This is a genomic window from Mycolicibacterium pulveris (assembly GCF_010725725.1).
GTDB classification, from domain to species: Bacteria; Actinomycetota; Actinomycetes; order Mycobacteriales; family Mycobacteriaceae; genus Mycobacterium; species Mycobacterium pulveris.
On record NZ_AP022599.1, the window covers coordinates 5461759 to 5484749 of the forward strand.

Below are 22991 nucleotides of genomic sequence, written 5' to 3' on the forward strand. Positions count from 1 at the left end.
CTGTCCTCGGTCACAACCGTTCTGGGGCAGCGCGCTGCAGCCATGCGATCAGCTCATCCCGGGTGTTCGTGCCGGTGCGTTGGCAAGCGCGAAACAGGTGTCCCTCCACCGTCCGCACCGACGTGACGAGTCGCGCCGCAATCTCCCGGTTCGAAAGCCCGCTGGCGGCAAGCGCTATCACCTCACGCTGGCGACGGGTCAATACGGCCGAGCACGTCATCGCGCGGAAGGTCATTGTGTCCGCGCCAGTCTCGGCGGCCAAGCGTCGAGCCCTTGACGCAGCGGCGTTCGACGCTGAGTGCAGTCCGCGCCGGTCCAACACCACGGCCGCCTGCGCCGCGGCATCGACCGCCGCGACGCGGTCGCCGAACTCTTCGTAGAGGTTCGACGCGGCAACTAAGCCCGGACCGTCGGCTTTCCGCAGTGCTTTGGCATGGGCGTATGCGGCACCGACGCGCGGGCCTTGCACCGTGGACGCGAGTTCGCGCAGACGATCAGCGGTATTGGTGCTGCCGAACTGCGTCGCGGCCTGAAGGCAGAAGACTTCGTGCGCGGTCCGCCCGTGCTTTCGCGCGGCGCGGGCCGCGGCTATTGCGAAGGTTGTTGCCAGGCTGACGGATCCATTCACCGAGTGAAGCCACGCCTGCGCCAGACGCGACTCGGACTGCCAAAGCACGACCTCGCCGTCGAATGTTCTCAGCGTTTTGTCGTAAGTCTGCTGAGCGGTCAGTCGATCTCCCGACATGGCGAGCGCGGTGGTGAGCCACAAGCCCGACAGCTCGCATACTGAGACAGACAGATCCGGAAACTTGACGACTCGGGCCAGTGACTCCCGAAACCACCGCTGCGCCGAAACAAGGTGCCCGCACGACAGTTCGGCCAGCCCCATGAGCATGGCCGTGAACGCGTGCGAGACATCGATATCTTGGGATTGCCCGCGCAGCCGCGCGGCGACGGCGCGCAGCGATTCGAGTGCGCCGACCAGGCGGAGTCCGGCCATCTCCATCAAGCCGAGGGAAAATCGCAGTTGTGAAGCCTCGGGGGCCGAGAGCGCGAGTTCGTAGCCGCGTGCGGCGGCCTCGCGCAGCTGATCGATCCGCCCCAGGTCGCCGTATCCGATTACCGCGGCCCAACATCCGAACATCGCCGCCAGCGGCTGCAGAGCGTTGCTCGACGACGCCGTTGCGGCGAGGTCGACTGCCTCCGACGGCCGGCCCAGCTGTGCCCAGATCGAGGCGCGCAGCGCGTCGCACGACGGTGCCAGGCCACACGCCGCCGCGGCGTCTGACACCTCGTCGAGCACCGCTTCAGCCGCGTGCGGATTCCCGACGTTCCATGTGAGGATCGCCGCTCTCATCAGCGCGATCTGCGCGAGCTCGCCGTCATCGGCGGTGGCCATGAGCGCAGCCAGCATGTCGTCGCATCCGCTTCCGCCGCCGGCCATGCCCAGTGCCAGCGCGTGGGTGAGTTGTGCGGCGCGGCCGCCGCCGGCCTGCACCGCGCCTCCAGAGAGCTCAATCGCCAAGTCCAGGTCGAGGAGCTGAAGCGCGGCCTCTGCGGCAGTCCGCAACAGCTCCGGATCTCGGCTGCCGTCAGCGTCCATCACCAAGACGCCGCGGCGGACCAGTTGCACCGGTGATTGTGAGGGCAGCGCTCCGATCGCGTCGGCCACCCGGCCCCGCAGGTGTCTCAGACGCGCTGTACCGGCCTGATCACGCCGCACCTCCCCGAACAATGGGTGCGTGAGATGAACCAGCCCGGCCGCGGGATCGACCGTCACAAACCCGTGGGTTACCGCCGCCTCCAAACCCGATGTCCCCAGAAGGCTGTGCAGCACCGGCACTTCCACGGGATCACAGACGGCGAGAACATCGAGCACGTCGATCACCGAATCCTCGAGGCGCCCGATTGACGAGCCGATCAGATCAACCAGCAACGGGGACAGACGTGGCGCGCCGTCCCATACCCACACGCCATAACGTTGGGTCAGCCGACCGGCAGCGATCTCGTCGGCGATCAACTGCCGCAGGTACAGAGCGTTACCTCGCGTGTACGACCAGAAGCGTTGTGCGCTGGACGATTCGAGCGGCCCGTCGAGCACTTGCTCCAGCAGTGAGGTCACCTCAGCGGCGGTCAGCGCCGGTATCTCGATGCGCGGCGGCCGTGCGCTGCCCCACAGCGACGCGATCGTATCGGGGACGGCGTGGCCGTCACGAACCGTCATGAGCACCGGTGCGATCCGGTCCTTCACCAGCTGGCTGATCACGGCGGCGGACTGCTCGTCGAGTAAGTGGACGTCGTCGACACAGACGAGAACCGCCATCGGCACCTCGTCTCCGGTGAGCGCCTCGATGATCTCCTGCACCCGGCGCAGTGGATCAGGCCCGCAGTCCGCCGCGAACTCGGCGAGCGCCCCCAACGGCACTGACCGCCCCGTCTGGGTGGCCGCGATCCATCGGGCGATCCGATACCGGGACCGCCCCACGAACTCATGTGCCAGGCGGCTCTTGCCGACGCCGGCCGATCCGGTCAGCACCACGGCGCCCGATTCCGCGATCGCGGCATCCATCGCGGCGAGTTCGTCTACGCGCCCGACGAGCGGCCATCTGGTTGGCACAGCAGGATCATATTGCGCAAATCCGCAGCTCAACTGGTATTTGACCAGGGCGACAAAGTTCGAGTAGTCGACTACCCTATGCCCGCGGCGTTCCGCGGCAGCACCCTCGAACAAACCACTACTCCGGATCGCATCGAGGGAGCCGACCATGGTCGAGACAGTCGAACGAACCGATCTGCACACCCTGCCGCTGGCGCCCAAGAATCCCCTGCCCTACCGGCAGCAGTTGAAGGCCGTCAGAAGCTTTCACAGCGGGTTGGAGACGTTGCGCGATGCGGGCGGCCCGGTGACCCGACTCACGTTGGCACCCAAGTGGCTTGCGCCCACGGTGGTCATCGCCACCTCACCGCAGGGCGCCCGCGACATCCTCGGCCGGGGTGGCGGACACATCGAAAAGACGCGTGTGCATGCGGAGATGCGCCACCTGCTCGGCCCGAACCTCTTCGACCTCACCCATGAACCGTGGCTGCCGCGCCGACGTGCCCTGCAGCCGATGTTCACCAAACAGCACGTCCGCGAGTTCGCCGGACACATGGCCGAAGCCGCGCAGACAGTCGCTGACACCTGGACGGACGGCGCCGAAGTCGATCTCGATACGGAATGCCGCAAGCTGACACTGCGCGCATTGGGCCGCTCAGTGCTCGGGATCGATTTGGACGCACACGCGGAGGTCATCGCCGAACCGCTGCATGTGACGACCGAATACATCACGGATCGGGCGATGCGCCCGATCAACGCCCCGCGCTGGCTGCCGACCCCCGCGCGCCGGCGGGCGCGCACCGCCAGCGCGACACTGCACCGGTTGGCCGACGACATCCTTCAGGAGTGTCGCGCCGATCCCACACGGGAGGCACCGCTGGTGCATGCGCTGATCGCGGCCAGCGATCCCGCCACCGGACAGACCCTGTCCGACAACGAGATCCGCGACGAGCTCATCGCTTTCATGTTGGCCGGCCATGACACCACCGCCACCACGCTCGCCTACGCCATGTGGGCGTTGGGTCATCACATCGACATGCAGGACAAGGTCCGCGCCGAGGCTCTCGCGGTCGGCGACCACGAGCTGACCCCCGACGACGTGCCCGCCCTCAGATACACCGTTCAGGTGCTTCACGAGGCTTTGCGGCTGTGCCCGCCGGGAGCGGCGACGGCCAGGATGGCGATGCAGGACGTCGAAGTCGACGGCTACCGCGTCGAGGCCGGCACCATGCTGGTGGTGGGCATCTATGCCCTGCACCGGGATCCGGCGCTGTGGGACCACCCGCTGGATTTCGACCCCGACCGCTTCAGCCCGCGAAACTCCGAGGGCCGCGACCGCTGGCAGTATCTGCCTTTCGGCGCGGGGCCGCGCTCCTGCATCGGCGATCACTTCGCCATGCTCGAAGCCACCCTCGCGCTCGCCACCGTCGTCCGCTGCACCGAAATCCGGTCCAAGAACCCCGATTTCCCCATAATCACGCCATTCACCACCGTTGCCGCAGAACCGATCCGCGCCACCGTCACCGCACGAGGCGGCCGTCGCCGCTGATCGATCTGCCCAACATCACCGGCGGCGTACCCGTCAACTTCGGAAGGGAAGTTTGCTTAGCTGATAGGTGTGAGTACGGTGATCTACCGCCTTGTCGCCGCCGTCGTCGCCGCGGCGGCGCTGGCATTGCCGACGGCAACACCGCAGGCCGCGCACGCGCAGCCCGTCGACGCCACCGCCGTCGTCCTGCGCGTCGTCGACGGCGACACCATCGACATCCGCGACGAGGTTCGCGGCCGGCTGCGGGTGCGCATCCTCGGCATCGACACCCCGGAAACCAAGAAGCCCAACTCCCCCGTCGAGTGCTGGGGACCCGAGGCCACCGAGTTCGCCACGTCCACCATGCTCGGCCAGCGCGTCGCGCTGGTGACCGATCCGACCCAGGACCGCACCGACCGCTACGGCCGCACCCTGGCCTACCTCGTGCGTGAAGACGGCTTCGACTACGCCGTGGAGGCCGCCCGCGCCGGCGCCGCGCGCAGTTACGTCTACGGCGGTCGGCCCGTCAGTCGCTACGACGCGATCGTCGCCGCCGAACGCGAGGCCCGCGAAGCCCGCCGCGGATTGTGGGGACCGCCCTGCAACGGCCTCACCACGGCGGCCGACACCGTGCCCGCAGCGACCCAGCCCCGCCCCTTCTTCGACCCGGCCCCACCCCCGAGCGCCGCGCCCGCGCCGCCGTCGACCTCGATCTACTACCCCAACTGCGCCGCGGCGCGCGCGGCAGGCGCAGCCCCCCTGCGCGTGGGCGAGCCGGGCTATCGTTCCGGCCTTGACGGCGACGGCGACGGCATCGCGTGCGAACGCTGACGGTCCACCCGCCACGTCAACGACCAAGAAGCGGGTAGGTTTTGCTCATGCGGCTCACCGCGGCGTTCTTCGCCAACCACGTCGAGGTCGTCGACGGCATGCTCAACCTCACCGGCGGATTCTGGGCCAGCACCACCGTCGCGGCCACGGCGACCGCGTTCCAAACCGACGTCGTGGTGCTCTGCGACGTCGACGATTCCGACGTGGGCCAGACGTACTCGTTGGTGATCGACGCCGAGGGACCCAACGCGCAGCGCCTGCCCAGTTACACCTCCAACTTGACCGTCGACGCGCCGATGAAGTTCATGTGCATGCCCGCGCTGGTGCTGCCCGTCAACCCCGGCGGCGGACACCACGTCTACCGGTTCCGCATCGCCGGCCAACACGAGCGCATCGACGTGCCGTTGACGGTAAGACTGGCCCGGCCGTGACCCGCCGGCGAGTGCGCCCCCGGGAAAGCACACGTCGAGGCGCCCGTACCCACTACGCTTCTGCCAAGACAGGGGCCATGACGACCTAAGGGTGGACATGATTCGCGAAATCCTCGCCGCTGTGGCAGTCGCCGGTGCTGCCATCAGCATGGCGCCCGCCGCATCCGCCGACGACCTGATGTATCTGGACAAGCCGGGCCGCTACCCCAGCGACGTTCCGGGGATGAATTACGACGCCCGCCTCGCCGGGCCCTGCACGAACATGGAGCGCTTCACCTTCGGTCGCGGACCAGGCGGCGAGGTTCTGCAATGCCGTTGGATCGAAAACCAGTGGCCGCCGGTGTACACCGGGTTCTGGGTCGCGGCCTACCAGTTGTACGGCGTCCAGGAAATCGGTTCGCCCTGCCCGAAGCCGCAGTCGGCCGCGCAGGCCCCCGACGGGCGGCCGCTGCTGTGCCGCGGGCCCGAAGGGTGGCAGCCGGGCTTCTTCACCCGCGCCGGGTTCTTCCCGAGATAGCTCAGTCCCGCAGTGTCCGACTCGGTGACTGCCCGAACGTCTGCTTGTAGATCCGGCTGAAGCGACCAGCGTGGGCGAAGCCCCAGCGCCCGGCGATGGCCATCACCGTGTCCACGGCTGGGTCGGCCTTCCGCAAATCGCGGTGCGCGTGACACAGCCGCACGCGACGGAGATATTCCAGCGGCGTGGTGTCCATGTGGCGCCGAAACGTGTACTGCACCGAGCGCGGGGTGACGTTGACGGCCGCGGCAATATCGTTGAGCGAGATGTCATTATCGGCGTTCTCGTGAATAAACGCGATCGCTCGCCGCAGCAGCGCCGACTGCGTACCCGAGGCTCTGACTTTCTTCCCCATGTTGGGGCGACGGATACCCGCGAGGGCGCGAGCAAAAACGATTCGGTGGACCATGTCACGTTCTTCGACACCCATTGGCGTCAACCATCGGTTGACGAAACGCTAGCGTCAACCTAGAGTTGACCACATGACGAAGCCCGCCAAGATCCAGAACCCCGTGCGTCTCGACGATCTGATCCAGGTCATCAAAGAGGTGCACAGCGAGCCGCTCGATCAGCTCACCGACGCGGTGCTCGCCGCCGACGCCCTCGGCGAGATCGCCGACCACCTCATCGGCCACTTCGTCGACCAGGCCCGCCGCTCGGGGGCGTCGTGGACCGAGATCGGCAAGTGCATGGGCGTGACCAAACAGGCCGCCCAGAAGCGCTTCGTGCCCAAGGCCGACGCGCTGGATCCCAACGCCGGGTTCAGCCGGTTCACTCCCCGGGCGCGCAATGTCGTCGTGGTCGCCCAGAACAGGGCGCAGGAAGCCGGCAACGCCGAAATCACCCCGGATCATCTGCTGCTCGGCCTGTTCGACGACTCCGAAGGTCTGGCCGTCAAACTGCTCGCCGGCCAAGGCGTCGATGCCGCGACCGTGTCCGACGCCGTCGAGCTTCCGCCGCGCACCGAGGGCGAGCTGCCAGCGCTGACTCCGTTCAACGGCGCCGCCAAGAAGGTGCTCGAACTGACCTTCCGGCAAGCACTTCGCCTGGGCCACAACTACGTTGGCACCGAACACATTCTGCTGGCGCTGCTGGAGGCCGAGGACGACGACGGTGTGCTGCACCGCCTCGGCGTCGACCGGGACCGCTTCGAGGCAGACCTGGTCACCGCGCTGGAACCGTTCACCAAAGGCTGACCGCGGGCAACCGGCGGTAACACGTTTCAGTGTGTGCGATCATTTCGGCCATGCGTCGCTGGTTCGTGCTCCTGATCGCGGCGATGTCGGCCGCCGCCGTCGTCGTGGCCGCCCCCGCCTCGGCGGCGACGACGCCCATCGGACGCCTCGGCGAGACGCTGCGGGTGGACTTCGAGGGCCTGGTCGCCGACATCACCGTGCACGGCATCGCGCCCTCGCCGGTCCCGCCCGGTTTCGGCTATCCGCCCCGGGCGCCGCGCTATGAGGTCTGGCGAGGCGACGTCACCGTGCATCCGATCGCGGTGCCCACGCCGTACGCCCAGGCGATCACCTACCAGTTCCGCGGTGTCACGCCGACCGGCGACGCCTACGAACCGCGCAACACCGACGCCCCGGATTCGTTGCAGCGCGCGCTGAACAACGCCCCCGCCGGCTCCACGGTCAGCGGTGGCGTGTGGTGGGACTGCTACCGCGATCTGATCTCCAACGTGGTGCTCATCGACCGGGTCACCGGGAAGCACCTGGCGCAGTGGAACGTGTCCTGACGCTTGGGTATTGACGTCGCGGCGGCCACCGAAGCCGATCTTGTCGACCTCGCCGACGTGGCGGCCACGACCTTCCCGCTGGCCTGTCCGCCGTCGGTGACGCCGCAGAACATCGCCGCGTTCATCGCCGAGAACCTGTCCGAAGAACGGTTCCGCGAATACCTCGCCGATTCCGACCGCACCGTGCTGGTGGCGCGCCGGGATGACCGCATCGTGGGTTACGCCATGTTGATTCACGGGGTTCCCGACGACGACGACGTCCAGCGTGCGGTCCCTTCGCGCCCGGCCGTCGAGGTGTCGAAGCTGTACGTGCTGCCCGACCACCACGGTGCCGGTGTCTCGGCGGCGCTGATGCGCGCGGCGCTGGCTGAGGCCGCCGAGCTGGGTGCGGCCTGTGTATGGCTCGGGGTCAACCAACAGAATCAGCGCGCTCAGCGCTTCTACGCCAAACACGGGTTTCGCGTCAACGGCACCAAGACGTTTCGGCTCGGTGCCGGGATCGAGAACGACTTCGTGATGGTGCGCGAGCTTTCCTGAGCGCGAGCAGACGTGAAAACCCCCAAAAGCAGGCCATTTAGGGGGTTTTCACGTCTGCTCGCCGGAAGAAGAGTCGCGGGACAACGCCAGCAGCCGAGACGTCGCGCGCAGATACTTCTTGCGGAAGCCCCCGGCGAGCATGTCGTCGCTGAAGATGGTGTCGAGCTTCGCGCCCGAGGCGACCACCGGAATGCCGGCGTCATACAGTCGGTCGGTCAACGACACCAGCCGCAGCGCCACGTTCTGGTCCTCGATCGGGTGCACACCGGTGACGAACACCGCGGCGACGTCCTCGATCAGCGTCAGATAGCGCGACGGATGCATGGTGGCCAGGTGCGCGCACAGCGCGTCGAACTCGTCGAGCGTCGCCCCGGGCACCTGCGCGGCGCGCCGGGCGACCTCGTCGTCGGTGAGCGGCTCGGGCGCGGGCGGAAGGCCGCGGTGCCGGTAGTCGGGCCCGTCGATGCGTACCGTGTCGAAAATAGCTGCCAGCGTGTGGATCTCACGCAGGAAGTCCTGGGCCGCGAACCGGCCCTCGCCGAGCTGCTCGGGCAGCGTGTTGGAGGTGGCCGCCACCGACACCCCGCGCTCGACGAGCGCCGACAGCAACCGCGAGATCAGCGTCGTGTTGCCCGGATCGTCCAGCTCGAACTCGTCGATGCACACCACCACGTAGTCGGCCAACAGGTCGATACATTCGGTGAAGCCGAAAACACCTGCCAGTTGGGTTAATTCGCCGAACGTCGCGAACGCCTTCGGCTCGGGAAGTCGGTAGTACGACGACGCCAGCAGGTGCGTCTTGCCGACGCCGAACCCGCCGTCGAGATACAGCCCGACCCCGGGCCGCACCTCGCGGCGGCCGAACAACTTCTTCCTGCCCGCCCGCCGGTCCACGGCCTGCGCGCAGAACCGCAGGCACGACTGCACGGCAGCGGCCTGCGACGGTTCGGCCGGATCGGGAATGTAGCTGTCGAAGCTGACGTCGGCGAAGGTGAGCGGCGGAACCAACTGGGCGATCAACCGCTCCGGGGTGACGTCGGGGTGGCGGTCGACCAGACGTCTCAGACCGCTGGACCCATGCATGCACGCACCCTATCGACGTGCTTCGATCGTGTTCATGTCCGATACCGCCGCCGGGATGCACTTCAGCGTCCTGGGCCCCACCGACAGCGTCGACGACGGCCGGGTGTCCGACTTCTACGCCTATCCCGACGACCTGCGGCGCTGCTGGGTGCGCGGCAACATGATCGCCAGCATCGACGGTGGCGCCACCACCGACGGCAAGGCCGGTGGAATGGCCGATGCCGGCGACCGCGTGCTGTTCCGGTTGATGCGCTACGCCGCCGACGTCGTCGTCGTCGGCGCGGCCACCGTGCGCGTCGAGAACTATTCCGGCGTGCAGGTGCCCATCGCCCACCGCAGCGCCCGTCAGCGCCGCGGCCAGGCCGAGGTGCCGCCGATCGCCGTCGTCACCCGATCCGGCAACCTCGACCCCGACGCCCGCTTCTTCACCCGCACCGACGTGCCCCCGCTGATCCTGACCTGCGCTGACGCCTATCAGAACACCCGCGGCAGGTTGAGCGGGGTCGCCGAGGTGATCAACGCATCGGGACCGCGATCCGATCGCGTCGACTCCACCGCGCTGCTGAAAGTCCTGGCCGAACGCGGCCTGTACCGGGTGCTCTCCGAGGGCGGTCCGCAGGTGCTGGGCATGCTGATCGAGAACGACCAACTCGACGAGCTCTGCCTGACCGTGGCGCCGCTGCTTCTCGGCGGGCAGGCCCCGCGCATCGCCACCGCACCCGGTGAGGTGCGCACCCGCATGCGCCCGGCCCACCTGCTCCGCGACGACGCCGGCTACCTCTACACCCGCTACGTACGGGCGGAGTGAGCGCGCACGTCAGTACTGTGGTCGACATGAATCGGCGCAAACAGCTGGTCGGGACCCTGAGCCTGGCGACCGTCGCGGCGGTCATCGCCGGATGTGCGCCCGGGCTGGCCGCCAACCCGCGGTTCGCCACCGATTCCGGCGCGGGCCCCCAGGGCCAGCCGGAGACCACCCAGGCGCCGGCCGGTCCGCCGCCGATCGAGGCCCCCAAGAACGAGTTGGCGTGGCGGGACTGCACGTCGCGGGTGTTCAGCGAAGCCGGGGTGCCCGCGGTCCCCGGGGTCACGCTGGACTGCGCCAGCTACGACGCCGACCTGGATCCCATCAACGGCGCCGCGGGCACCGTGAGCATCGGGGTGGTGCGCGCCCGCGGCCCGGAGACCCCCGAGGACGCGGGCCCGCTGGTGATGACCACGGGCACGAACCTGCCGTCGTCGCAGCAGTTGCCGGTGTGGTTGGCGCGGTCGGGCCCGGACCTGCTCAAGAGCCATCCGATCGTGGCCGTCGACCGCCGCGGCATGGGCCTCGGGAGCTCGTTGGAATGCCGCGACCTGTTCGACCGCCAGCAGATGGCCGATCAGGCGCAGTTCCAGTCGGGTGACGATCCGGTCGCCAACCTGCGCGAGATCGTCCAGCAGGCCACCACGAACTGCACCGACGCCATCGCCCCCGGCGACTCTGCGTACTCCAATGCCCACGCCGCAGAGGATCTCGAGCGGCTGCGCAGCACGTGGGACGTGCCGACGCTGGCGCTGCTGGGCATCGGCAACGGCGCGCAGGTGGCGCTGGCCTACGCCGGCAGCCACCCCAATAAGGTAGGCCGGTTGGTGCTCGACTCCCCCTTGCCGCTGGGCATCGCCGCCGAGGCGGCGATGGAGCAGCGCGTCAAGGGCGAACAGGCCGCGCTCGACGCGTGGGCGGCGCAATGCGCGGCGGCGAATTGCCCGCTGGCTCCGGACCCCAAGGCCGCCGTCGACGCGCTTCTCGACGACGCGCGCGAGGGCCGCGGACCGGCCGGGGCCTCCGTCTCGGCGGTCGCCAACGCGATCTCCACCGCGCTGGCCTATCCGCGTGGGGACCGGGTGGATGCCGCGAACTCGCTGGCTTCGGCGGTCGCCGCGGCCCGCGCCGGGGACCCCGGGCCGATGTCGGACCTGATCAGCCGCGCCGAGGCGATGCGCGACACCGACGGTCAGTTCGTCAACCGGTGCAGCGATTCGCTGAGCCGACCGACACCCGACCGGGTGCGCGAACTGGTCGTGGAGTGGGACAAGCTCTACCCACAGTTCGGCCGGGTGGGCGCCCTTGAACTGGTGCAGTGCCTGAGCTGGCCCAGCGGCTCGGCGCCCGAGGAGCCCAAGAACCTCAAGATCCCCGTGCTGCTGCTCGGCACCCAGCACGACCCGATCGTCGGCAACGAGGGCGTCGCCGCCGTCGCGGCCACGGCCATCAACGCGGGATCCCCCAACCGGCGGGTGATGTGGCAGGGCATCGGGCACGGCGCGTCGATCTATTCGCCGTGCGCGCTGCCACCGGTGATCGGCTATCTGGACACCGGCAACCTGCCCGAGACCGACACGTTCTGCCCGGCCTGACCGCTTCCGCCGGAGGCCTCGGTGTACGGTGCGCTGGTGCGTGATCTTGTCCTGACCGCTTTCCGACCTCGCACCTCTCCGCCGAGCACAGCGGCCGTGCTGCGGTCGATACTGTGGCCGATCGCCATCCTCGCGATCATCCACCGCAGCTACGTGTTGGCCACCAACGGCTACATCACCGACGACTTCGCACCCGTCTACCGCGCGGTGGTGAACTTCAAGCTGGGCCTCGACATCTACAACGAGCACTTCGACCACGTCGACCCGCACTACCTCTACCCGCCGGGCGGCACGCTGATCATGGCGCCGTTCGGATATCTTCCGCCCGAGGCGTCACGCTACTGGTTCATCTTCTTCAACACGTTGGCGATCGTGCTGGCGGCGTACTTCCTGCTGCGGTTGTTCAAGTTCTCGCTCGACTCGGTGGCCGCGCCGGCGCTGCTGCTGGCGATGTTCTGCACCGAAAGCGTCACGAACACCCTGGTTTTCGGCAATATCAACGGCTGCATCCTGTTGCTGGAGGTGCTGTTCTTCCGGTGGCTGCTCGACGGCGTGCGAAGCCACGAGTGGTGGGCCGGGGTGGCGATCGGGCTGACCCTGGTGGTCAAACCCCTACTGGCGCCGCTGCTGTTGCTTCCGCTGTTGAACAGGCAGTGGCGATCGTTGGTGACGGCGTTCGCGGTGCCTGCGGTGTTCAACATCGTGGCGTGGCCGTTGATCAGCGACCCGATGAACTTCGTCACCCGCACGCTGCCCTACATCATGTCCACCCGTGATTACTTCAACAGCTCGATCCTGGGCAACGGGGTGTATTACGGGCTGCCCATGTGGCTGATCATGTTGCTGCGCATCACCTTTGTGGTGTTGGGCGCGATCAGCCTGTGGCTGCTGTACCGCTACTACCGCACCCGCGACCAGATGTTCTGGATGCTGACTTCCTCTGGCGTGCTGCTCATTACGTCGTGGCTGGTGCTGTCGCTGGGACAGGGCTACTACTCGATGATGCTGTTCCCGTTCCTGATGACCGTGGTGCTGCCGAACTCGGTGCTGCGCAACTGGCCGGCGTGGCTGGGCATCTACGGGTTCATGACGATGGACCGTTGGCTGCTGGGTCACTGGCCAACGACCGGGCGGGCGTTGGAGTACCTGAAGATCACCTACGGCTGGTCGCTGGTCATGGTGGTGGTGTTCTCGGTGTTGCTGTTCCGCTACCTCGACGCCAAGAACGAGGATCGACTCGACGACGGCATCGACCCGCCGTGGATGAAGGAGCTTCGCGAGCCCGCACCCGCCTAGCTGTAATGACCAGGCAGGTTGTGAACGGCGTGGCGTGAGGAAGTAGGTGAGGACCTCCGGTATCGGTGTGGTTACCACACTCACATCGATCACCGAGAGGTCCTCATGTCTCACGCTAATGCCTTTTTGACCCCCAAGGGACGACTGCGGCTGGCTCTCGTCGCGCGGCAGAAACGCTACCGTGGAAGGTATGACCACACCGGCTCCCAAACTGCAGCTCACCGACGACGAGTGGCGCAGAAAGCTCACCCCCGAAGAGTTCCACGTGCTGCGCCAGGCCGGCACCGAACGCCCGTTCACCGGCGAGTACACCAACACCAAGACCGAGGGTGTCTACGAGTGCCGGGCCTGCGGCGCCGAGCTGTTCCGCAGCACCGAGAAATTCGAATCGCACTGCGGATGGCCGTCGTTCTACGACCCGGCGGACTCCGACGCGGTGATCCTGCGGCCGGACGACTCGCTGGGGATGCGCCGCGTCGAGGTGATCTGCGCCAACTGCCACAGCCACCTGGGCCATGTCTTCGAGGGCGAGGGCTACCCGACCCCGACCGACAAGCGGTACTGCATCAACTCGATTTGTCTGCGGTTGGTGCCGAAGCGGTAGGAGCACCCTCGGCGAGCGCGACGTAGCGGGCCGCGTCCTCGTCAACCGACCCGTCTTGCACGGTGGTCAACTCCCGGTCAGAGCGGGGGGCGCTCACGATAGGTGACGTCCGAGGACGGAAGTGGTGAACTTGGGCCCCGCCAGCTTGAGGCCCAGAAAAAGGGTTGGCTGGCGCGGCCGGCGGGTCAGGGGGGAGGAGCCGGTGGCCGGTCATCAACCACACCAGGTTGCATTGGGCGACCTGGGCGATCTGTTTGCAGATTGCTTCGTAGTCTTGTGGGCGCCGGCCGTGTAGCTCCCATTCCCTCCACGACTGCGGTTTGACGCCGCAGGCCAGCGCTGCTTCTTTCATGTTCCAGCGCTTGCCGTGGCGAATGAGCGCGAGTCGCACAGAGAAGTCCTCGGTATCCGGCACCCAGTCCATCTGAGTCGTCATGTTCACGACTATGCACAATGCGGGCAAATCGCGCAAGTCGTGCGCAGCAATTGTTATCTAGCGCGACACACGATTTCTAGTGCTTGACACGATCTATCGCCAGTGCCATCGTGTCTGCATGCCAGAAGTCGTGCTACTCACGACAACCCAAGTCGCAAAACGATTCAAAGTTGACAGCTCCGCTGTGCGCCGATGGGTTGCCGAAGGTCGATTGAAGCCCACCATCACCACACCCGGCGGGCACTACCGCTTCTCTGAAACCGACATCGACGCGTTCACCCAGCGCACCGAGGCCAGCGCATGACCGCCGAGCTGGTGCCGTTCACGTACGGCGATGCACCTATCCGCGTCGTGATGGTCAACGGCGAGCCGTGGTTCGCCGCCCCTGACGTCGCTAAGGCCCTCGGCTACCGCGATGCATGGAACCTGGTTCGCCGCCTCGACGAGGACGAGGCTACTCACTCAGTGAGTACCCCCGGCGGGCCGCAGAACATCACGATCATCAGCGAGTCCGGCCTGTACGTGGCGGTCCTCGGCTCACAGGTGCCCGGTGCCCGTGACTTCAAGCGTTGGGTCACGCGGGTGGTGCTTCCGCAGATCCGCAAGACGGGCAGTTACGCCGCCGAGCTCGACTTGTCGGATCCGATCGCCGCTATCGAGGCGGCGCACGCACGCACCGGGCAGGCCATCGAGGTCGCGAAGGCTGAACGTGCCCGCGCCGAGCGGGCCGAGGCTGAGGCGAAGGCGCTCACCGCGGCGATTGAGCGGGACGCCCCGCTGGTGGCGAAAGCCGAGGCGCACACCGTCTCAGACTCGGCGGTGCACCGGCAGGAGTTCGCCCGCGAGGTCCAAACCTGGGGCCGCAAACAGGGCTTGGAGATCAAGCAGGCCGCGGTGTTCCGGTTCCTCGGGCACATCGGGTTGTTCATCCGCGGTGACCGTACTGACACCGCGCACGCGACCAGCGATGCGATCAAGCGCGGTCTGGCGTTCACCGACAAAGGCACCGCCCGCAACGGGCATGCCTGGGCGACAGGCAAGTTGACCGCGGCCGGCCAGGATTATGCGTGGCGGCGGATCACCAGGCATGTGGCTGAGCACGGCTCGTTGGAGTTGCCGCGCGAACTGCGGGGGTCGGCGTGAAGTTCTCCGGCGACTACCTGTATCGCGTCCGCGTTGTGCGGTACCCCGATGGTGCTTTCGAGCCGGTCGGCCCGTTTGACCCGGAACATCCCGAAGACGCGATCTGGGAGCCGGTGCCGGGGTGGCGGCCACCGGGTTGGCGTCCTACCGGGAACTACACGCAGATCATGGGCACCGACGAGTTCGTGTGGCCGGTGACCAACAAGGTGTATGCGTCGCGGGCGACGGCGAAGAAACGCGCTGACCTGATCGAATCGTTCGGCGCGTCAGTGGTTGTGGAGCGGTCCAGCCGCATCACCTGGCCTGATTCGGACGTATCGGAGCCAGCAGCATGACCGCCACCACGGACGTGCGGTTCGGGTCGGGTAGTCACTCACCGGGGCCCGACCCGAACCGCTCCGATGGTGTTGCGCCGGATGCGAAGTCGGTGCTGGCCGATATGGCGCGGCTGCTCGACAAATACCTACTCACTGCGGCCGACGAGGATCAGCGGGCGCAGATCGTGTCGATGGCGTCGTTGTGGCGGCATTTGTCGGCGTACACGCACGCCCTGACGAACGAGGTGGCGCATTTCGCGGCTGAGGCTGCGGATGCGCGGGCTGAGTGCGCGCGGTTGCGGGCCGAGCTTGCTGATGCGGCGGTGGCGCGGCAGGAGCGCGGCCACGAAATCGCTTTGGAGGCCGAGGCTTCCGACGACCTGGACCGCGATGAGTGGTGGCTGCGATGACGTTGCGTGGTGCCTGCCGGGCGTTGGGTTACGTGCTCGCCGATGTTGGGCAGGTCGTGCCGTGGCAGGCGTTGCGGTGCATCGGTGGTCGCGATCTCGCGCGCCGCCAGGCGCGGGCAGCGTTCGCGCACGACGCGGCCGAAGGGCTCAGCGAGGTCGAGGCCGAGACAGAGGTACACGAACCAGGCTTGTCACCTGCAGCTGGCGCAAGCACAGGTGGCAGCCCGGCCGGGGCTGAGTCCCCCCCCGCTCCCCCGGCCGGGCACCCCGACCCGTATGTGCCGCCACGCGCGGCGATCTGGCTGCTGCTGCTGATGTGATCCGCGCCTACGTCGCTAAGCATCAGCACGCGATGGACCCCCGGCTGGCTGACCGGTTGGGCGCGCTCGCCGACCGGCTCGCCAGCGGAGCCAACGCGGACTCCAACCCATAAGTAAGGGGTCGCCGCCCGCGCTACCGGACGGCGACCCAAGGACACCGGAATCAGTCGAGGAAAGGAAAATCCCGATGTCACACACGATGATAAGGCAGCCCCGTTGGGCGGGTCGGAGTGTGCACGTGCGCAAGGCCAGGCGTGTGCTCGCCGCCACAGCTGCTGCCGCGACGCTCGCCGGTACGGGCGTGTTGTGGGCCGCTGACGCTGATGCGCTTCCCGATCCGCACGTGCCGCAGCCGCCGTTCTGGTGCCCCGGCAACGGGCCCGGCCTGTCAGCCAGCGGGTGGGGCGGCTATTGCGAGGGCAAAACGTTCCCGGACGGCACCCGCCTGAACACGTTCCGGGTCGGCTACTGGTGGCAGCCTCTGCGCTGCATCATCCCTGACGGCACACCGAATCCGCCGCTGGCCGGCCCCGGTGGGTGCGCGGGGGTGCTCGGATGAGGATTGAGACGACGACCCATCAGTCAGGGCTGGGCGAGATCCGCGCGGTCGGCGAGTTCGGGACGCTGGCGTTGGCCATCGAGTTTCGTCGTTACCGCGCCGAGGATGGCACGTATTGGCGGGTGTTGCCGGTGCATAGCCCTGTCGGGGTGGGTGATCCGGTGTTGGCTGCGGAGTTGGAGTCGGGGGCGGCTGCCCGGTCGTGGGTGACGTACTTGGGTGAGCTTATCGAGCGTGAGCAGTCGCAGCGTGAGCAGCTCAACCGGGCGGCTGTCGAGCGTGAGTGGGTCGAGCGGTGAACGCGCCGGTGATGGTGTTCGGGCCGGATGATTTCGCGGCGACGTTGGCGGCTGCCCGGTTGCATGAGCCGGAGCGCGGTGTGGCGGTAGACGTTCCGGGCGGCGGTGTGCTGATGGTGCCGCCGCGTCGACGCCGTTGGTGGTATCGGGGTGCGCATCGGCAGAACGGTTTCCGGCTGTCTGTGCGGGACTTGGTGCCCAGCATGCGGGTGGTGGACACGCCGTCGGGGCGGGCGGTGGTGCCGTATGCGCCGATGGACCGCTACATGCGCCACGTCGGGATGCGAATCATTCGGCGGCACCTCGACAAGGTTGGTGGTGACGCGCGTGATGTCTAGCTCGTCCAGCATCGAGAGTTGCCCGTACTGCGGCCGGATGGTTTCGACGAAGAACAACCGGTTTAAGTTCCACAGCCGCCGCCGCAAGGCCGCCTACGACCAGTGCCCGATGAGTTTCCAACGCGTACCCATCACCGGGGAAACCCCCACCGCCTACGTGTCCCGCGCGCATCTGGTCGCTGATCTGGCTCAGCAGGTTCAGGACGAAGACCCGCCGTGGTGTGGACGTATCTGACTGCGTTGCCTGCCAACGAGTTACAGCGGTTGATGATGGTCGCGTTGGCCGCGATTCCGGTGGACCGCCGTGTCGAGGACATGTTCGCGTGGGTGTGCGACCTGCCGGTCGCGAAAGGCGTGGGCGCATGAGCACCGCGACCCTGCCTGCTGTCGACACCGGCGCCGACAGCAGCACGCTCGACGGGCTGGAGTTCGCGCCGCGCTGCGACGTGACCGTGGTGATACAACTGTTCCGGCGCATCGACATCTGGGCGCACAAGTGCCGCCAGCCCGCCAAGTGGGTGGCGAACACCCCATGCTGCGGCGGTGTTTTCGTGGTGTGCGACCACCACCATGAGCACCTCAACGACTGGGAATGCCCGGTGTGCCAACGCCGTGTGCCGTGGCTGATCGGGTGGAGGCCGCTGTGACCCGGCTGGTGTGGGCGGTGGGCGTGTTCGTGCTGTCGCTGCACCTGTTCGGGCCGACCGCTACCGGCATCGCAGCCGCGATCATCGTCCTGGCCTGGTTGGTCGGCGACGTGCGGGAGCGGGTGCGGCGGTGACCGTTTCGACGCTCGACCTGACACCGCACAAGGCGGGGTGCGTGTGCACACGCTGCTGCGACAACGACACCATCCGCGACGACAACACCAGTCGCGCGCAACGCGACCGCCATGAGCACGGCGTCGCGCTCGGCGTCGTCACCGGCACCCAGCGCGTCACCGACTGCCCGCACGACTACCGCCGCGGCATGTGCTGGTACTGCGGCGACGACGAACCACGCAAGGACCGCAATGCCTGACAAGACCGACGCCAACGGCATCCCCACCGAAGACGGCATCTACGGGTGGATCGGCGAGCACGCCTATCACGCCGACCGCGGCTCCCTGTCCGTCAGCGGGGCGAAGCTGCTGCTACCACCGTCCTGCCCCGCGAAGTTCCGCGAGCAGATGGACAACCCGCCACCACCGAAACGGGTCTACGACTTCGGCAGCTTCTTCCACCTGATCGTGCTCGGCAAGGGCGTCGACATCGTGGAGATCGACGCCGACAACTATCGCACCAAAGCCGCCCGCGAGCAGCGCGACGCCGCGCACGCCGCCGGTAAGGTGCCGGTGCTGGTCGGCGCAGGCGCCAACGATGACTTCGCCGCCGAGATGGGCAAGGCGCAGGCGATGGCCGACTCGGTCCTCGCGCACCCGATCGCCGGCGAGCTGCTTACCCACCCGCGCAATCTGGTCGAGCAGGCGATCTACGCGACCGACCCGGAAACCGGTGTGCGGCTACGCGGCCGCACCGACTGCCTGCACTTCGCCGACGACGGCCGGGTGACGATCATCGACGTCAAAACCAGCGCGACCGTGAACCCGGCCGAGATGGTCCGTAGGTGGTTCAAACTCAACTACTTCATGCAGGACGCCTGGTATCGCGACCTGCTCGTCGCGGCTGGGCTGGCCGACGACCCCGACTTTGTGTTCGTCGGTGTGGAGAAGGAACCGCCGTACCTGGTGACGGTGGCCCGCTACACCGAGTTGGCGCGTGAGGAGGGGCGGCGCCGTAACCGTCGCGCGATCGACCTCTACGCGCAGTGCGTGGAGTCCGGGCAGTGGCCCGGCTACAGCACTGAGATTGTGCCGCTTGGTCTTCCGGGCTGGGTGGAGCACCAGATCGCGTCCGCTGCGACTGAGGAAGCGGCGCACGACCTTATCGCCGAGTTGGAAGGGATCTATCAGTAATGACCAGCACCGATGTTGTGCGTCAGACGCCGAAGCAGAAGACGCTCGCCAAGCTCATCGTCGATATGACGCCGGAGTTGGAGAAGGCGTTGCCGAAACACGTCACGCCTGAGCGGATGGCGCGGATCGCGGTGACGGTGGTGCGCGCGACGCCGAAGCTGGCCGAGTGCTCGCCGGCGTCGTTCCTCGGTGCGCTGCTGACCGCGTCGCAGTTGGGGTTGGAGCCGGGTCCGACGGGTGAGGCGTACTTCGTGCCCTACGGCAACGTGTGCACGTTCATCCCCGGCTACAGGGGCCTGATCAAGCTGGCCCGCCAGTCCGGTCAGGTTTCGGACATCTACGCCGAAATCGTCTACAGCAACGACAAATACAAGGTGACGCTTGGCCTGAACCGCGACATCGAGCACGAAATCGTCGACCGCAACAACCGCGGTGAGCCGACCGATGTGTATGCGGTGGCGAAGTTCAAGGACGGCACGACGACGTTCGTCACGATGACGAAGGCTGAGGTCGAGGCGATCCGGGCGCGGTCGAGGGCGTCTAAGGATGGGCCGTGGGCTACGGACTGGAACGCGATGGCAAAGAAGACCGCTGTGCGGCAGTTGGCGAAGTGGCTGCCGCTGTCGCCCGAGTTCAACACCGCTGTGAGCCTTGATGGTTCGACACGAACTGATGTGGGTCCGTTGGTGGATGCGCAGACTGAGTTCGTCGACGGTGAAGTGGTCGGCGACCAGCAGGCCATCGAGGGCGGCGAGTCGGGGCCTGGTCAAGACGGCGGTAACGACCAGAGTGAGGGCGCTGAGCCGTCGTCGGGCGCCGAGGTCCAATCTGACTCTGGTGACCAGGCCGACCCGCCCGCCGACGTGGTGTACGCCGGGCGTAACGAGCTCAAGACACTCGCGCAGATACGCGCCGCCGAGCAGCACGACGACGCGAGCTGGAAAGCCTTCGTCGCCAACAGCATCGGCCGCGAAGTCGCCAACGACAAGCAACTGACGATGGCCGAGGCCGAGCAGATCATCGCCATATTCAACGAGGACGCCGGCCAGTGATGTCGCCGTCTGAGCATTACGCGGAGGCTGACCGGTTGCTGGCTGAGGTGGCCGGTAAGGAGCCGATCGCGCCGATCGTACAGGCGAAGGTCGCGCTGGCGGCTGCGCACGCGGCGTTGGCGCAGTGCCACAGCTGGATCGTCGACGACGAATACGACGGCTGCTATCCGGTCGTCGAAACCCGCTACGCCACAGGCGACCGCCTGTAGGTCACCACCCCTCGGAAAGGAACCAACCGGGCCATGACGATCACCGTCGCAACATCGAAACTCATCGACACGCTGACCGACGCGTTGCAAACCGCCGACGACATCGTGGGCGGTATCCACTTCGCCACCCAGCGCGCGCCGTACAAGTCCGAGCCCGGCGACACCGACCTGCTGGTCGCCACATCGACCGACCGATACACCATCGGGCACACCTGGATTCCGGTTGATGGTGACCTGATCCCCACCGTGTGGCCCGTCGAGTCCGCCAAGACCGTGCTGGCGATCTGTAAATCGTTGGGCCGCAAGGGTGACGAGCACACCGTCGACATTGATGCCACGGCCGCGCCGCCTCCGGAAGAACCGACGGAAGGTGAACACCCAGGATGGACGGTCACGTTGTCGGAGACGCCGGCGCTGTTCGACTCTGATACTGAGTTCCAGTTCCATGCGCACGCCGAAACACGGTTTCCGACCGCGATGGTGCACCGCGCATTGTCGGGGCTGTTGGAGTCGAAGGAGCCGCCGGAACCGTCGCTGCTGACGCAGTGGGGTGCGAATGTGTTGGCTCCGCTTGTGGCGGTGGCGAAGCGGCGTAAGCAGCCGATCCGGTTGTTCCGGCAGCCGCTCACTGAGGCGCATCTGGTGCAGATCGGTGATACGTGGTTGGGGGTGGCGTATCCGATTAAGCCGTTGCCGGGTGAGGCGTCGGAGGAACCTTCGGTCGAGCCGATCCTGACGCCGCCTGCGGGCGCGGTCGACGAGCTGCGTGAGGCGATCGCAGAGATGAAGGCGTCCGGTGTCACCGTCACTGTCGACAACCCGCGGGGCGCGGTCGCGCAGACGATCGCCGACGCCGCCGCCGAGGTTGGTGCCGAATGAGCGCGCCGCGGCGGTTCCGCAAGAAGCCCGTCGAGATCGAGGCGTGGCAGCTACCGGAATGGGATAAGCCGAACTGGTTTGACCCGGATTCGGAGCTCGTCTTCGATGTGGGCCACTACGTCGACACTTGCGTAGCCATCGCTGAATGGTGCGGCGGCACCAGCCACATGATGTGCAACGCGGACGAGCAAGCGCACTCAGGATGCCACCAGGTTGGGCCGCATATCTTGATTCCAACGCTTGAGGGTGTGATGGTGGCTCGGCCCGGCGACTACATCATCAAGGGCGTGCAGGGTGAGTTCTACCCGTGTAAGCCAGCCATTTTCGAGGCTACCTACGACCGGGTGGGTACCGCCTGATGGTGACGGGTTGGGGCAGCGGCCCGTCACGACTGCGGCTGACCGGGAGCGTGTGATCGAACTGCTCGCCGCTCTCGGCGGCGCGGCCGGTTCGGGCACGTACACGTTGACGATTCCCGGTGTGCCCTACAGCAAGTCACGGCCACGGTTCAACCCGAAACAGCGCCGCGCCTACCACAACCCCGACGACAAACGCGCCGAACAAACCACCGGCGTGTACCTACGGGCGACCGTGCGGCAACCGTTCACCGGCAACGTCGCGCTGGCGTGCGTGTTCTTCCGGCCGACGAAGCAACGCGTCGACGTCGACAACCTTTTGAAGCACGTTTGCGACGCCGCCAACGGTGTCCTCTGGGTCGACGACTGCCAGTGCACCGGCCTGTCCGGTGTGCTCGACCTCGACCGCGATGATCCGCGCACCGTCGTCGCGATCGCACCGCATGTCAGCGGCATGGTCCGCGACCTATCCCAACAACCGAAGAATCCGAAAGGCGGTCTGCCGCTATGGGACTGAAACGACGGCCGATCTATGTGAGCCAGCGGGAGAATCCGCGCGGCGACTTCTGGTACACGGTTCGTGGCGGCAACGGCGAAAACGTGCTGACGTCGAAGATGTACCGCGAGCGTTGGCGCGCAATCAGGGCAGCGCGGGCGTTCATCGCCTCGATCGCACCCGCACCGGTCACGTTCACCTACTGGACCGGGCCGACACCGCAGGCGGAACGCGACGGCCGCGGCCGCGGCAGGGTCGAGCATCACACGGAGCGGATTCGCTGATGCTGAACTGGTCGAGCCGACCACATGGTCGGCACGTTGACGGCGGTGGGGGCGCGCGGCCTCTACAGCGTGCAACGCGTCGGCAACGAGTGGGTGCTGCAAGGCGTCGGCCACGACGACCTGCCGATGCTGGCACTTCCACGGCAAGCCGTTCCAGACGCTCACGTCGGCCCAAACGTACGCCCAAGGATCGACCGCCGCGCACCCATCGAATCACAGGTAGGAAGCGAGAACTCGGCTGGCGGTGGAGTCGTGGCTTTGACGGTGGAGCAACGCTGGCTGCTGATGACGATGGGCGGCCGGCAGATCGTCGACGCTGATCGGGCCGGGTGGCGTGAATCATCTGATGCAGTCCCGCTGGAGCAGTAGCCGGGT

36 protein-coding genes are annotated in these 22991 nt (G+C 67.1%); 32 read left to right on the plus strand and 4 right to left on the minus strand.

Going from position 1 to position 22991, the window contains the following annotated elements; genetic code table 11:
- Positions 1 to 10 precede the first annotated feature (10 nt).
- A complete protein-coding gene (locus tag G6N28_RS26510; RefSeq protein WP_163905593.1) occupies positions 11 to 2818 on the minus strand; it encodes a LuxR C-terminal-related transcriptional regulator in 2808 nt (935 codons plus the stop codon).
- On the opposite strand from G6N28_RS26510, the gene G6N28_RS26515 reads away from it, so the two are divergent.
- The 4 genes from G6N28_RS26515 (at position 2766) to G6N28_RS26530 (ending at position 5903) form a co-directional block, all read left to right on the plus strand.
- Entirely contained in the window at positions 2766 to 4145 is a 1380-nt protein-coding gene (locus G6N28_RS26515; protein WP_163905595.1) for a cytochrome P450, read from the plus strand. The two genes, G6N28_RS26510 and G6N28_RS26515, sit on opposite strands and share 53 nt — an antisense overlap.
- Before the next feature lie 69 nt (positions 4146 to 4214).
- Positions 4215 to 4955 (plus strand): thermonuclease family protein, encoded by a 741-nt coding sequence (locus G6N28_RS26520; protein WP_235674706.1) that lies wholly within the window; start codon positions 4215 to 4217, stop codon positions 4953 to 4955.
- A gap of 47 nt (positions 4956 to 5002) precedes the next feature.
- Complete coding sequence (locus G6N28_RS26525; protein ID WP_163905597.1) at positions 5003 to 5386, plus strand: hypothetical protein; 384 nt, start codon at positions 5003 to 5005, stop codon at positions 5384 to 5386.
- 97 nt (positions 5387 to 5483) lie between these two features.
- Positions 5484 to 5903 carry a hypothetical protein gene (locus tag G6N28_RS26530; RefSeq protein ID WP_163905600.1) on the plus strand — a complete coding sequence of 140 codons (420 nt, stop codon included), beginning with the start codon at positions 5484 to 5486 and terminating at the stop codon, positions 5901 to 5903.
- Between the two features lies 1 nt (position 5904).
- Here the strand turns inward: G6N28_RS26530 and G6N28_RS26535 are convergent, their stop codons facing one another.
- Positions 5905 to 6258 (minus strand): helix-turn-helix transcriptional regulator, encoded by a 354-nt coding sequence (locus G6N28_RS26535; RefSeq protein WP_163906639.1) that lies wholly within the window; start codon positions 6256 to 6258, stop codon positions 5905 to 5907.
- A 127-nt stretch (positions 6259 to 6385) separates the two neighbouring features.
- Between G6N28_RS26535 and G6N28_RS26540 the strand changes: the two genes are divergently transcribed.
- From G6N28_RS26540 to G6N28_RS26550, 3 genes are read left to right on the plus strand one after another with little or no spacing between them, the layout of a single operon-like run.
- The gene (locus tag G6N28_RS26540) at positions 6386 to 7099 is read left to right on the plus strand and encodes a Clp protease N-terminal domain-containing protein (RefSeq protein ID WP_163905602.1); all 714 of its coding nucleotides are present in this window, start codon (positions 6386 to 6388) and stop codon (positions 7097 to 7099) included.
- A 50-nt stretch (positions 7100 to 7149) separates the two neighbouring features.
- Positions 7150 to 7644 (plus strand): hypothetical protein, encoded by a 495-nt coding sequence (locus tag G6N28_RS26545; protein ID WP_163905604.1) that lies wholly within the window; start codon positions 7150 to 7152, stop codon positions 7642 to 7644.
- 3 nt (positions 7645 to 7647) lie between these two features.
- On the plus strand, positions 7648 to 8181 hold the full coding sequence (locus G6N28_RS26550) for a GNAT family N-acetyltransferase (RefSeq protein WP_163905606.1): 534 nt from the start codon (positions 7648 to 7650) through the stop codon (positions 8179 to 8181).
- 48 nt (positions 8182 to 8229) lie between these two features.
- Here G6N28_RS26550 and zapE read toward each other — a convergent pair whose 3' ends face one another.
- Complete coding sequence (gene zapE / locus G6N28_RS26555; RefSeq protein ID WP_163905608.1) at positions 8230 to 9264, minus strand: cell division protein ZapE; 1035 nt, start codon at positions 9262 to 9264, stop codon at positions 8230 to 8232.
- Between the two features lie 34 nt (positions 9265 to 9298).
- Between zapE and G6N28_RS26560 the strand changes: the two genes are divergently transcribed.
- The 4 genes from G6N28_RS26560 to msrB all read left to right on the plus strand — a co-directional run bounded on the left by G6N28_RS26560 (position 9299) and on the right by msrB (position 13564).
- Positions 9299 to 10072, plus strand: coding sequence for a pyrimidine reductase family protein (locus tag G6N28_RS26560; RefSeq protein WP_179962155.1), 774 nt, complete (start codon positions 9299 to 9301; stop codon positions 10070 to 10072).
- 26 nt (positions 10073 to 10098) lie between these two features.
- Positions 10099 to 11664, plus strand: coding sequence for an alpha/beta fold hydrolase (locus tag G6N28_RS26565; protein WP_163905610.1), 1566 nt, complete (start codon positions 10099 to 10101; stop codon positions 11662 to 11664).
- Between the two features lie 21 nt (positions 11665 to 11685).
- On the plus strand, positions 11686 to 12960 hold the full coding sequence (gene aftC / locus G6N28_RS26570) for an arabinofuranan 3-O-arabinosyltransferase (RefSeq protein ID WP_407665004.1): 1275 nt from the start codon (positions 11686 to 11688) through the stop codon (positions 12958 to 12960).
- Between the two features lie 190 nt (positions 12961 to 13150).
- Positions 13151 to 13564, plus strand: a complete 414-nt coding sequence (gene msrB, locus G6N28_RS26575) for a peptide-methionine (R)-S-oxide reductase MsrB (RefSeq protein ID WP_163905614.1) — start codon at positions 13151 to 13153, stop codon at positions 13562 to 13564.
- Here msrB and G6N28_RS26580 read toward each other — a convergent pair.
- On the minus strand, positions 13527 to 14000 hold the full coding sequence (locus G6N28_RS26580; protein ID WP_163905616.1) for a helix-turn-helix domain-containing protein: 474 nt from the start codon (positions 13998 to 14000) through the stop codon (positions 13527 to 13529). The genes msrB and G6N28_RS26580 overlap by 38 nt on opposite strands.
- Positions 14001 to 14118: 118 nt before the next feature.
- Here G6N28_RS26580 and G6N28_RS26585 point away from each other — a divergent pair, with 118 nt between their 5' ends.
- The 21 genes from G6N28_RS26585 to G6N28_RS26685 all read left to right on the plus strand — a co-directional run bounded on the left by G6N28_RS26585 (position 14119) and on the right by G6N28_RS26685 (position 22985).
- Positions 14119 to 14304, plus strand: coding sequence for a MerR family transcriptional regulator (locus G6N28_RS26585; RefSeq protein ID WP_163896508.1), 186 nt, complete (start codon positions 14119 to 14121; stop codon positions 14302 to 14304).
- A complete protein-coding gene (locus G6N28_RS26590; RefSeq protein ID WP_197745804.1) occupies positions 14301 to 15143 on the plus strand; it encodes a BRO family protein in 843 nt (280 codons plus the stop codon). The genes G6N28_RS26585 and G6N28_RS26590 overlap by 4 nt, the downstream gene beginning before the upstream one ends.
- Positions 15140 to 15478 (plus strand): hypothetical protein, encoded by a 339-nt coding sequence (locus tag G6N28_RS26595; RefSeq protein WP_163896509.1) that lies wholly within the window; start codon positions 15140 to 15142, stop codon positions 15476 to 15478. The genes G6N28_RS26590 and G6N28_RS26595 overlap by 4 nt, the downstream gene beginning before the upstream one ends.
- Positions 15475 to 15870, plus strand: coding sequence for a hypothetical protein (locus tag G6N28_RS26600; protein ID WP_163905619.1), 396 nt, complete (start codon positions 15475 to 15477; stop codon positions 15868 to 15870). Before G6N28_RS26595 ends, G6N28_RS26600 begins: the two co-directional genes overlap by 4 nt.
- Positions 15867 to 16190 (plus strand): hypothetical protein, encoded by a 324-nt coding sequence (locus tag G6N28_RS26605; protein ID WP_163905621.1) that lies wholly within the window; start codon positions 15867 to 15869, stop codon positions 16188 to 16190. Before G6N28_RS26600 ends, G6N28_RS26605 begins: the two co-directional genes overlap by 4 nt.
- 238 nt (positions 16191 to 16428) lie before the next feature.
- Positions 16429 to 16749: a hypothetical protein gene (locus G6N28_RS26610; RefSeq protein ID WP_235674422.1), complete on the plus strand. Its 321-nt coding sequence runs from the start codon at positions 16429 to 16431 to the stop codon at positions 16747 to 16749.
- The gene (locus G6N28_RS26615; RefSeq protein WP_163896512.1) at positions 16746 to 17048 is read left to right on the plus strand and encodes a DUF7214 domain-containing protein; all 303 of its coding nucleotides are present in this window, start codon (positions 16746 to 16748) and stop codon (positions 17046 to 17048) included. The genes G6N28_RS26610 and G6N28_RS26615 overlap by 4 nt, the downstream gene beginning before the upstream one ends.
- On the plus strand, positions 17045 to 17386 hold the full coding sequence (locus G6N28_RS26890; protein ID WP_179961993.1) for a hypothetical protein: 342 nt from the start codon (positions 17045 to 17047) through the stop codon (positions 17384 to 17386). Before G6N28_RS26615 ends, G6N28_RS26890 begins: the two co-directional genes overlap by 4 nt.
- Positions 17379 to 17621, plus strand: a complete 243-nt coding sequence (locus G6N28_RS26625) for a hypothetical protein (protein WP_163905623.1) — start codon at positions 17379 to 17381, stop codon at positions 17619 to 17621. Before G6N28_RS26890 ends, G6N28_RS26625 begins: the two co-directional genes overlap by 8 nt.
- A 5-nt stretch (positions 17622 to 17626) precedes the next feature.
- On the plus strand, positions 17627 to 17752 hold the full coding sequence (locus tag G6N28_RS27370; RefSeq protein WP_268950232.1) for a hypothetical protein: 126 nt from the start codon (positions 17627 to 17629) through the stop codon (positions 17750 to 17752).
- Positions 17749 to 18033, plus strand: a complete 285-nt coding sequence (locus G6N28_RS26635) for a hypothetical protein (protein ID WP_163896514.1) — start codon at positions 17749 to 17751, stop codon at positions 18031 to 18033. The genes G6N28_RS27370 and G6N28_RS26635 overlap by 4 nt, the downstream gene beginning before the upstream one ends.
- The gene (locus G6N28_RS26640; protein ID WP_163896515.1) at positions 18030 to 18167 is read left to right on the plus strand and encodes a hypothetical protein; all 138 of its coding nucleotides are present in this window, start codon (positions 18030 to 18032) and stop codon (positions 18165 to 18167) included. The genes G6N28_RS26635 and G6N28_RS26640 overlap by 4 nt, the downstream gene beginning before the upstream one ends.
- The gene (locus G6N28_RS26645; RefSeq protein WP_163905627.1) at positions 18164 to 18406 is read left to right on the plus strand and encodes a hypothetical protein; all 243 of its coding nucleotides are present in this window, start codon (positions 18164 to 18166) and stop codon (positions 18404 to 18406) included. The genes G6N28_RS26640 and G6N28_RS26645 overlap by 4 nt, the downstream gene beginning before the upstream one ends.
- Positions 18399 to 19340: a PD-(D/E)XK nuclease-like domain-containing protein gene (locus G6N28_RS26650; RefSeq protein WP_163896517.1), complete on the plus strand. Its 942-nt coding sequence runs from the start codon at positions 18399 to 18401 to the stop codon at positions 19338 to 19340. The genes G6N28_RS26645 and G6N28_RS26650 overlap by 8 nt, the downstream gene beginning before the upstream one ends.
- Positions 19340 to 20392 (plus strand): phage-derived integrase/recombinase RecT, encoded by a 1053-nt coding sequence (locus G6N28_RS26655; RefSeq protein WP_163896518.1) that lies wholly within the window; start codon positions 19340 to 19342, stop codon positions 20390 to 20392. Before G6N28_RS26650 ends, G6N28_RS26655 begins: the two co-directional genes overlap by 1 nt.
- Positions 20389 to 20601, plus strand: coding sequence for a hypothetical protein (locus G6N28_RS26660; protein ID WP_163905629.1), 213 nt, complete (start codon positions 20389 to 20391; stop codon positions 20599 to 20601). Before G6N28_RS26655 ends, G6N28_RS26660 begins: the two co-directional genes overlap by 4 nt.
- A gap of 33 nt (positions 20602 to 20634) precedes the next feature.
- Positions 20635 to 21480: a DNA translocase FtsK gene (locus G6N28_RS26665; RefSeq protein WP_163905631.1), complete on the plus strand. Its 846-nt coding sequence runs from the start codon at positions 20635 to 20637 to the stop codon at positions 21478 to 21480.
- A complete protein-coding gene (locus tag G6N28_RS26670; RefSeq protein WP_163896460.1) occupies positions 21477 to 21839 on the plus strand; it encodes a hypothetical protein in 363 nt (120 codons plus the stop codon). The genes G6N28_RS26665 and G6N28_RS26670 overlap by 4 nt, the downstream gene beginning before the upstream one ends.
- 52 nt (positions 21840 to 21891) lie before the next feature.
- Complete coding sequence (locus G6N28_RS26675) at positions 21892 to 22353, plus strand: RusA family crossover junction endodeoxyribonuclease (protein ID WP_163905633.1); 462 nt, start codon at positions 21892 to 21894, stop codon at positions 22351 to 22353.
- Positions 22344 to 22616 carry a hypothetical protein gene (locus G6N28_RS26680; protein WP_163896521.1) on the plus strand — a complete coding sequence of 91 codons (273 nt, stop codon included), beginning with the start codon at positions 22344 to 22346 and terminating at the stop codon, positions 22614 to 22616. The genes G6N28_RS26675 and G6N28_RS26680 overlap by 10 nt, the downstream gene beginning before the upstream one ends.
- Before the next feature lie 24 nt (positions 22617 to 22640).
- Positions 22641 to 22985 (plus strand): hypothetical protein, encoded by a 345-nt coding sequence (locus tag G6N28_RS26685; protein ID WP_163905635.1) that lies wholly within the window; start codon positions 22641 to 22643, stop codon positions 22983 to 22985.
- The last annotated feature ends 6 nt before the right edge of the window (positions 22986 to 22991 follow it).